At 75.3% G+C, this 8,771-nt stretch carries 6 protein-coding genes and 2 pseudogenes; 5 read left to right on the top strand and 3 right to left on the bottom strand.

What is annotated here, in order from left to right:
- A pseudogene (locus tag N866_RS13535) lies at positions 1 to 229 on the bottom strand (hypothetical protein); the annotation flags it as partial.
- Between the two features lie 58 nt (positions 230 to 287).
- Between N866_RS13535 and N866_RS13530 the strand changes: the two are divergent.
- On the top strand, positions 288 to 2,684 hold the full coding sequence (locus N866_RS13530; RefSeq protein WP_034227245.1) for a (Fe-S)-binding protein: 2,397 nt from the start codon (positions 288 to 290) through the stop codon (positions 2,682 to 2,684).
- 87 nt (positions 2,685 to 2,771) lie between these two features.
- Here N866_RS13530 and N866_RS13525 read toward each other — a convergent pair whose 3' ends face one another.
- Positions 2,772 to 3,695 carry a hypothetical protein gene (locus N866_RS13525; protein ID WP_034227243.1) on the bottom strand — a complete coding sequence of 308 codons (924 nt, stop codon included), beginning with the start codon at positions 3,693 to 3,695 and terminating at the stop codon, positions 2,772 to 2,774.
- Between the two features lie 196 nt (positions 3,696 to 3,891).
- On the opposite strand from N866_RS13525, the gene N866_RS13520 reads away from it, so the two are divergent.
- From N866_RS13520 to N866_RS13505, 4 genes are all read left to right on the top strand, one after another.
- The gene (locus N866_RS13520) at positions 3,892 to 5,295 is read left to right on the top strand and encodes a sensor histidine kinase (RefSeq protein WP_081802645.1); all 1,404 of its coding nucleotides are present in this window, start codon (positions 3,892 to 3,894) and stop codon (positions 5,293 to 5,295) included.
- Positions 5,292 to 6,023: a response regulator gene (locus N866_RS13515; protein ID WP_052023044.1), complete on the top strand. Its 732-nt coding sequence runs from the start codon at positions 5,292 to 5,294 to the stop codon at positions 6,021 to 6,023. The genes N866_RS13520 and N866_RS13515 overlap by 4 nt, the downstream gene beginning before the upstream one ends.
- A gap of 158 nt (positions 6,024 to 6,181) precedes the next feature.
- Positions 6,182 to 7,093 carry an ABC transporter ATP-binding protein gene (locus N866_RS13510; RefSeq protein WP_034227241.1) on the top strand — a complete coding sequence of 304 codons (912 nt, stop codon included), beginning with the start codon at positions 6,182 to 6,184 and terminating at the stop codon, positions 7,091 to 7,093.
- Positions 7,090 to 8,283, top strand: a complete 1,194-nt coding sequence (locus tag N866_RS13505; RefSeq protein ID WP_081802644.1) for an ABC transporter permease — start codon at positions 7,090 to 7,092, stop codon at positions 8,281 to 8,283. Before N866_RS13510 ends, N866_RS13505 begins: the two co-directional genes overlap by 4 nt.
- A gap of 38 nt (positions 8,284 to 8,321) precedes the next feature.
- Here N866_RS13505 and N866_RS21420 read toward each other — a convergent pair.
- Positions 8,322 to 8,771: pseudogene (locus tag N866_RS21420) on the bottom strand (hypothetical protein); the annotation flags it as partial.

Genomic DNA, 8,771 nt, shown 5'->3' with positions numbered 1-8,771 from the left:
CGGGGCTCGTGGCGGCGGGGGGTGACGGGGTGCCGCCGGCCGCGCCGGGGTCCTCGGCGCCGTCGTCGGCGACGCAGCCCGCCAGGGCGAGGGCGGCCGTGAGCGCGAGGAGGGTGCTCAGGGACAGGGGGCGTGCGGGCAGGGTCCGCACGGGCGCCCAGCCCGGCCGGTGGGACGACGGTCGCACGCGCATCACTGCCCCCCGAGGGACGAGGTCCGGTCCCTCCATGGTGGCACCCGGCAGGCCGCAGCGGGAGGCCCGGGAGCCCGGGTCTACGGTGTCCTGCGTGGACGGCCTGCAGATCATCGCGCTGATCGTCGCCGTCGTGGCGACCGTCGTCGGCGTCACCGCGTTCGTGCTCGGGGTCCGGGCGATCGTGCGCACGGTCGGTCGGGGCGCCCCGGCGCCGGACCGCACCACGCACCCCGGACGCCGCACGTGGCTGGTGGTCAAGGAGGTCCTCGGGCACGGGCGCTTCCGGCACCGCCCGTTCGTGCGCGTCGCGCACTGGGTCGTCATGGTGAGCTTCCCGGTCCTCTTCCTCACCCTGATCACCGGCTACGGGCAGATCGTCGACCCGTCCTTCGTGCTGCCGGTCGTCGGCCACTTCCCGCCGTTCGAGTGGCTCGTCGAGGTGTTCGCGTGGCTCGGCCTCCTGGGGATCGTCGCGCTGGTCCTCGTGCGGCAGCGCGAGCACCCGCGGCGCGGTGAGCGGGCGGGGACGCGGGTGTCCGGCGCGCGCCGCGAGCAGGACCTGCCGGCCGCCGACGACGCCGCGGGCCCGGGCGGGCCGGAGGGGCCGCGCGCGTCGCGGTTCTTCGGGTCGAACCGGGGCCAGGCGTACTTCGTCGAGGCGATCATCGCCGCCGTCGTCGTGTGCGTGCTGCTGCTTCGGGGGCTGGAGTACGCGCTCGCGGCGGCCCCGCCGGTCTCCGAGGGATCAGGCCCGCTCGTCCTGGAGGACACCGCCGGCCTGCTGTGGCACTTCCCCCTCACGGCGTGGTTCGGGCAGTGGTTCGTCGGGCTGCCGACGGCGACGCTCGAGGCCGCCGTCGTCGTCGTCGCGCTGCTGAAGATCATCACGTCGATGCTGTGGATGGTCGTCGTCGGGATGCGGCCCGCGATGGGCGTCTCGTGGCACCGGTTCCTCGCCGTCGTCAACGTGTGGGCTCGCCGGGAGACGGACGGGTCGCCCGCGCTCGGGCCCCTGCCGCCCGTGCGGGCGGGCGGGAAGCCGGTGGACTTCGCCGCCCTCGAGGACCTGCCGGACGACGCGACGCTCGGCGTCGGCCGGATCGAGGACTTCTCCTGGAAGGGGCTGCTCGACTTCTCCACGTGCACCGAGTGCGGGCGCTGCCAGGAGCAGTGCCCGGCCTGGAACACGGGCAAGCCGCTGTCGCCCAAGCTCGTCGTGCTCGCCCTGCGCGACCACGCCTACGCGACCGCGCCGTACCTCACGGTCGCCGCGAACGCGTCCACGGAGCCGGCCGGGCACACGGCCACCACGGGCCACGTGCCGCTGCCCGCCGGACGCGCCGCGGGGTCGGCGCAGGACTCCCACGCGGACCTCGACGTGCTGTCCCTCGTCGGGGACGTCGTCGACCCGCAGGCGCTGTGGGACTGCACGACGTGCGGGGCGTGCGTCCAGCAGTGCCCGGTCGACATCGAGCACGTCGACCACATCGTCGACCTGCGCCGCAACCAGGTGCTCATGGAGTCGGCCTTCCCCGACGAGCTGGGGCCGATGTTCGCCAAGCTCGAGAAGCAGGCCAACCCCTGGGGGCTGCCGGCGCGCCAGCGCCTCGCCTGGGCCAAGGACCTGCCGTTCCCCGTGCCCGTCGTCGGCGTCGACGTCGAGGACGCGTCCGAGGTCGAGTACCTCTTCTGGGTGGGCTGCGCGGGCGCCTACGAGGACCGGGCCAAGCGCACGACCCGGGCCGTCGCCGAGCTGCTCGACACGGCCGGCGTCTCCTTCGCGGTGCTGGGTGACGGCGAGCAGTGCACCGGCGACCCGGCGCGCCGGGCCGGCAACGAGATGCTCTTCCAGATGCTCGCGCAGGCGAACGTCGAGGTGCTCACCGAGGTCAAGGCGCAGCGGATCGTCGTCACCTGCGCGCACTGCTTCAACACCATCGCGCGGGAGTACCCCCAGCTCGGGGGTCAGTTCGAGGTCGTGCACCACACCGAGCTGCTGGAGCGGCTGCTCGCGGACGGGCGGCTCACCGTGGTCGAGGAGGTCCGCGAGCCGGGCGTCCCCGCGCAGGGCGCCGACGACGACGGCCGGCCCCACCCGGCGCGGCAGGTCACGTACCACGACCCCTGCTACCTCGGCCGGCACAACCAGGTCTACACGCCCCCGCGCGAGCTGCTCGCGGCGGTCCCGGGCCTCGCGGTCACCGAGATGCCGCGGTCCCACGAGCGGTCCTTCTGCTGCGGCGGCGGCGGTGCGCGGGTGTGGATGGAGGAGACGACGGGCACGCGGATCAGCACCGACCGCGCGGCGGAGGCGATCGGCACCGGCGCCCGCACCATCGCGACCGGCTGCCCGTTCTGCACGATCATGCTCACCGACGGCGTCGCGGCGAACGACCGCGGGGCGGCCGCCGGTGCGGAGGCGGTCGAGGTCGTCGACGTCGCGCAGCTCCTGCTCCCCGCCGTGCGCCGGGCCCAGGCCGACGGCTGAGCAGGGGGCACGGTCAGGTCGGTCGGTCGGTCCGGCCGGGTGCGTCGGACCGGCGGGTCGGGCCGACGGGTCGGCCGAGGTCGCGCCTCAGTGCGGTGACGCCGCCATGAGCGCCCGGCGGAACGCGGTCCCGCTGTCCGTGCCCTCGGGGAACGGGACCTCCACCTCGGCCTGGCCGCTGGTCACCGTGACCACCTCGACGCCCTCGTACCGCTCGGACGGGTGCTCCGTCACGCGGGTGACGTGCGGCACCAGCCACACGGTGTGCGCCACCGAGCTCACCGGGGTGCGCCCGGTCGTGAACCACGTGCGGCGGTGGACCAGGTGCACCTCGGCGGGGGTCGCGCACACCACGGCGCCCTGGAGGGTGACGGGCCGGAGCACGTCGAGGACCCCGTGCAGCGCGCCGCCCCGGCGGGCGACCGTCCGGCGGCCGTGCGCCGCGACCGGGACGATGTCCCGCTCGTGCTCGGTGATGTCGCGCTGCTCGGTGACGAGCGCCACCTCGGCGTCGCCCAGGTCGTGCAGCCCCAGCTGCAGGGGGTGGTCGGGTGCGGCGTGGTCGCCCGGTGCCCCCGGCCGTCCGGGGACGGACGACCGCAGCACGCGGACGAGCTGCTCGACGAGCTCGTGGGACACGCTGTTGTAGCGGAACCCCAGGCGTCGGGAGGACGCGCCCGAGGACGTGTCGAGCACGTGGAAGCGACCGTCGAGCAGGTCCACGCTGCTGTGCACGACGGCGATCCGCTCGTGCTCGACCCGGTCCCGCCGGTACGCCGAGCCCTCGCGCGAGCGGACCTCGATCCCGTGGTCGTCCACCACCACCAGGTGGTCGTAGAGGTCCATGTCCGGGTTCGCGTCGCGCCGGGAGATCCGGCGGGGGACCTTGAGCACGATCTGCGCCCGCTCGAGGTCGACCGGCCGGTCCCGGAAGAGGCGCGGCACGTCCTCGGGGCTGTGGACCTCGTCGATCCACGGCCCGAACGCATCGAACTCCGCCGTTCGCCGCATCTGTCCATCATGCTCCTCGGGGGCGGGGACCGACAGTGCTGGCGCGGGCCGGCGGGCGGGGCCGGCGTGCGGAGCCGGTGGGGCTCCTCGCGCGGCGTGCCCTCCGTCCCGCGGCGGAGGGCGGCCCGGTCCCGCGCCGGACGATCCCGTCCCGGGGCGGAGCCGCGGTGCCGGTGCCAGGGGCTAGCGTGGCGTCGTGCGTGCGGGGGAGGACCGGGTCCGGAGCGGGGCACCCGTCGGCGCCTCGACGGCCGCGACCCGGGACCGGCCCCCGGACCCGGACGTCTCGGGGTGGACGCGGGCGGCGCCGGACGCGGACGCGCTGCGCAACGACGTGCTGCTCGCCGTCGGCCTCTTCGTCGCCTCGATCCTGTCCTTCACCCTGTGGCAGGTCGCCGGGATGTACGAGGACCCGGCGCCCGCGTGGCTGTCCGTCCTCTGCCTGGCGGGCGTGACGCTCCCGCTCGCGCTGCGCCGTCGTCGGCCGTGCCTCGTGCTCGTGGTGGTCGGGGCGACCTTCATCGTGCTGGGCAGCACGCGCGTGCCCGAGACCCTCGTGGCGAACATCGCGCTGTTCCTCGCCCTGTACACCGTGGGGGCCTGGGCGGGGGACCGGCGGCGGGCGGGGGTCGTCCGCGGGGCCGTCATCGTGGCGATGTTCGTCTGGCTCCTCGTGGCCCTGTTCCACTCCACGACGGACCCGGACGCCCTGCCGGACCTGTCCCGCGCCGGCGTCTTCTCCCCGCTCGTGGCCTTCCTGCTCATCCAGCTCCTCACCAACGTCGCCTACTTCGCCGCGGCGTACTGGTTCGGGGAGAACGCCTGGAACGCCGCCCGGGCGCGCGCCCGGGTCGAGGCGCGCACGTGCGAGCTCGAGGCGGAACGACGCGTCGTCGCGTCCCAGGCCGTGGCGCTGGAGCGGCTGCGGCTGGCGCGCGAGCTGCACGACGCGGTCGCGCACCACGTCTCGCTCATGGGTGTCCAGGCCTCCGCCGCGCGGACCCTCCTGCCGGCCGAGGCCTCCGCGGCGTCGCAGGCGCTCGAGCACGTGGAGGAGGCCGCGCGCCAGGCCATCGACGAGCTCCAGGGCATCCTCGGCACGCTCCGTGACGCCGGTGCCGGCGAGGGGCACGACGCCGTCGGGTCGCTCGACGTCGAGCGCCTGCCGCAGCTGGTCGAGGAGACCGCCGCCACGGGGCTCCCGGTGTCGTTCCAGGTCGTGGGCGAGCCGCGCCCCCTCCCGCCGCTGGTGTCGCTGAACCTCTACCGGATCGCCCAGGAGGCGCTGACCAACACCCGCAAGCACGCCGGGCGGGGGGCCACCGCCGACGTCCGCCTGCGGTACGTGCCGGCAGGGGTGGAGATCGAGATCACCGACGACGGCGTGGGGGCGCGACGGGGGACGTCCACCGGGTCCGGTCTGGGCCTGGTGGGCATGCGGGAGCGCGTCGCGGCCGACGGCGGCACGTTGGAGGCCGGCCCGCGGCCGCGCGGGGGCTTCCTCGTCCGGGCGCACGTGCCGCTCGCAGCGAGCCCGGCGCTGCCGGCGAGTGCCCCGGCCGCCCCCCCGGCGCCGCTGCCCGAGGAGCAGCTCGCATGAGCACCCCGGCCGAGCGCGCGACCGCCGCCTCCGACGACGACGTCGCGCGGCCCGTCCGGGTGCTCCTCGTGGACGACCAGGCGCTCCTGCGGGCCGGGATCCGGACGATCCTCGACGCGCAGCCGGACATCGAGGTGGTCGGCGAGGCCCGGGACGGCCGGGAGGCGATCGCCCAGGCGGCCCGCCTGGCGCCGGACGTGATCTGCATGGACGTGCAGATGCCCGGCATGGACGGTCTGGAGGCGACGCGCCTCCTGACCTCCGACCCGCAGGTCCGGTCCGCCGTCCTCATGCTCACGACGTTCAACCGCGACGACTACCTGCTCGAGGCGCTGCGCGCCGGCGCCAGCGGGTTCCCGCTGAAGAACAGCCGGCCCGAGCAGCTCGTGGAGGCCGTGCGGTCCGTCGGGGCCGGGGACGGGCTCCTCGCCCCCGAGGTCACGCGGGCCGTCATCGCCCGGGCGCTCGACGGGGCGGACCGGCCGGCTCCCCCGGAGGACGGAGCGCTCCCGGCCGCGGTCGCCTCGCTCACCGAGCGGGAGGTCGAGGTGCTCCGCCTCGTGGCTCGCGGGCTCGCCAACGACGAGATCGCCGCCGAGCTGGTCCTCGGCCGCGCGACCGTGAAGACGCACGTGTCCAACGTCCTCATGAAGCTGCACCTGCGGGACCGGGTCCAGGCCGTCGTCTTCGCGTACGAGCACGGCGTCGTGCGCACGCACGAGCGCTGAGGACCACCCCGCCGTCCGCCGCGGGACTGAGGTGCAGGATCCGACCCCCGCCTGATCCGCCGGCTGCGGCCCGTTCCTAGGGTGGAGTCGTCACGCCGAGGCGTGCGCGGCGCCCCGTCCACCCCGACCGGCGCCGCCGGACCGACAGAGGGACCACCATGCTCCAGGTACACCACGTGAACCGGTCGTTCGGCGACCGGCTCGTGCTCGACGACGTCACCTTCGACGTCCGGCGCGGCCGGCTCACCGGCTTCGTCGGCGGGAACGGCGCCGGGAAGACGACGACGATGCGCATCGTGCTGGGCGTCCTCGCCGCCGACTCCGGGCACGTCACCCTCGACGGCACCGACCTCGACGCCGCCGAGCGGCGGTTCTTCGGCTACATGCCCGAGGAGCGCGGCCTGTACCCGAAGATGCGCGTCCTGGAGCAGATCACCTACCTCGCACGCCTGCACGGCGTCGACCGGGGGGCTGCCACGCGGCGCGCGACGGCGCTGCTCGAGCGCCTCGGGCTGGGCGAGCGCATGAACGACCGGCTCGACGACCTGTCCCTCGGCAACCAGCAGCGCGCGCAGATCGCGGCCGCGCTGGTGCACGAGCCGGAGGTGCTGGTCCTCGACGAGCCGTTCTCGGGCCTCGACCCCATGGCCGTCGACGTCGTCGTCGGGGTGCTGTCGGAGTACGCCGCCCAGGGCGCCCCGGTGATCTTCAGCTCCCACCAGCTCGACCTCGTCGAGCGGCTCTGCGACGACCTCGTCGTCATCGCGCAGGGCCGGATCCGCGCGGCGGGGGGACGCGAGGACCTCCGGGCCGCCTACGGGCACGCGCGCTGGGAGATCGACACGGCCGGTGACGTCGGCTGGCTGCGCTCGGCCCCGGGCGTCCGGGTCCAGCACTTCGACGGCGGCTGGGCGGTCTTCGAGGCCGACGACGACGCCGCGGCCCAGCAGGTGCTGCGGCGCGCGCTGGAGCAGGCGCCGGTGGCGTCGTTCGGGCCGGTGCGCTCGACGCTCGCGGAGATCTTCCGCGAGGTCGTCAAGGACGAGGACACGACGGAGGCGGCACGATGAGCACCCAGGTCGACCAGCGCGGGAACCGCAGCGGGACCCCCGGCGAGGCCGTCGCGGCCCGCAGCGCGACGGGCGCCGGGACGCCGGCGGGCCACGGCGGCCGGCCGGCCGCTCCCGGCACGGTGCGGGCAGCCCTGCTCGTCGCGGAGCGCGAGGTGACGACGGTCGTCCGGACCAAGTCGTTCCTCGTCTCCACGGCGATCCTGCTCGTGGGGGTGCTCGCGTCGATCGTCGTCGGCTCGGTGCTCGCCGGCCGGGACAGCGACACCCGTGTCGCGGTCGTCGGGGCGGCGGCCGAGGCGCTCGCGGGGCAGGACGGGTTCGAGGCGGTCGACGCGGCCGATGAGGCGGAGGCGCGGCGGCTGGTCGAGAACGGGGACGTCCGGGCCGCCGTCGTGCCCGCGGAGGGTAGCCCCGTGGGGGTGCGGGTCCTCGCGCTCGACGAGACGCCGCTGGACGTCGTCGGCGTGCTGTCGGTCGCCCCCGAGGTGGAGCTCCTCGAGGAGTCCGACATGAACGAGGGCGTCCGCTACCTGGTGAGCTTCGGGTTCGGCCTGGTGTTCCTCATGTCGGCGGCCGGCTTCGGCTCGATGATCGCCCAGAACACGGTGACGGAGAAGCAGAGCCGGATCGTGGAGATCCTGCTGGCCACGGTCTCCGCGCGGTCCCTCCTCGCGGGGAAGATCCTCGGCAACAGCCTGCTCGCCTTCGGGCAGACGGCGGCGATCGCCGCCGTGGCCGTCATCGGGCTGGTGGTCACCGGCCAGGACGACCTGCTCGGGCTCATCGGCGCCCCGGTGGTGTGGTTCGTGCTGTTCTTCCTCGTCGGCTTCGTCCTGCTCGCGGCGATGTTCGCCGCGGCGGCGTCGCTCGTGTCCCGCATGGAGGACGTCGGCTCGGTCATGACGCCGGTGATCTACCTGACGATGACCCCGTACTTCCTCGTGGTCTTCTTCAACGACAACCCGACGGTGCTGCGGGTCATGTCGTACGTGCCGTTCAGCGCGCCCGTCGGGATGCCGGTGCGGCTCTTCCTCGGGGAGGCCGCGTGGTGGGAGCCGCTGGTCGCGCTCGCGCTGCTCGTCGTGGCCGCCGTCGCGGTCGTGGCCCTCGGGGCGAAGGTCTACGAGCGGTCGCTGCTGAAGACCGGCGGTCGGGTCACGCTGCGCGAGGCGCTCCGGGGCAGCTGAGCGGGCGGGCCCAGCGCAGCCGGGCGGGCAGCCTCGCCTCAGAGGTCCCCGGGGTCGACGACGAACTCCATCTCGTCGGTGATCTCCCCGCCCACGGCGCCGTGCAGGGCGCGCGTCGCCGCGACCACGAGGGGGAGCGCGCGGCTCCGGGCCACGCGGTGCGGGATCGACGGCCGCTCGGCGTGCAGCTCCTCCAGCTCCGGCGGCTCCCACCGGACCCGGTACGCGACGGCGCCCTGCGCGGCCCAGGGCACCGCGGCGATCACCGGGGGCAGCTGGGTCTCGCCGGAGACCTCCAGAGCGAGCATCCCGTCGAGCTCCAGGTCGGCGAGGCAGCCGTAGGCGGTCATGGGCGGAGGCTCGGTGAGCGTGGCGATGTCGCGCTCGTCCGCGGTCGCGTGGAGCGCGCGGCGCTGGGCGTCGTCGAGCGCGTCGGCGCCGGGGGCGGCCCGGTGCCCGGTGCCCGGCGGCGGGCCGGCCCAGGACGT

The sequence above is a fragment of the Actinotalea ferrariae CF5-4 genome (assembly GCF_000603945.1).
Taxonomy (GTDB): domain Bacteria; phylum Actinomycetota; class Actinomycetes; order Actinomycetales; family Cellulomonadaceae; genus Actinotalea; species Actinotalea ferrariae.
This window is presented reverse-complemented; position numbering and strand designations above follow the sequence as displayed.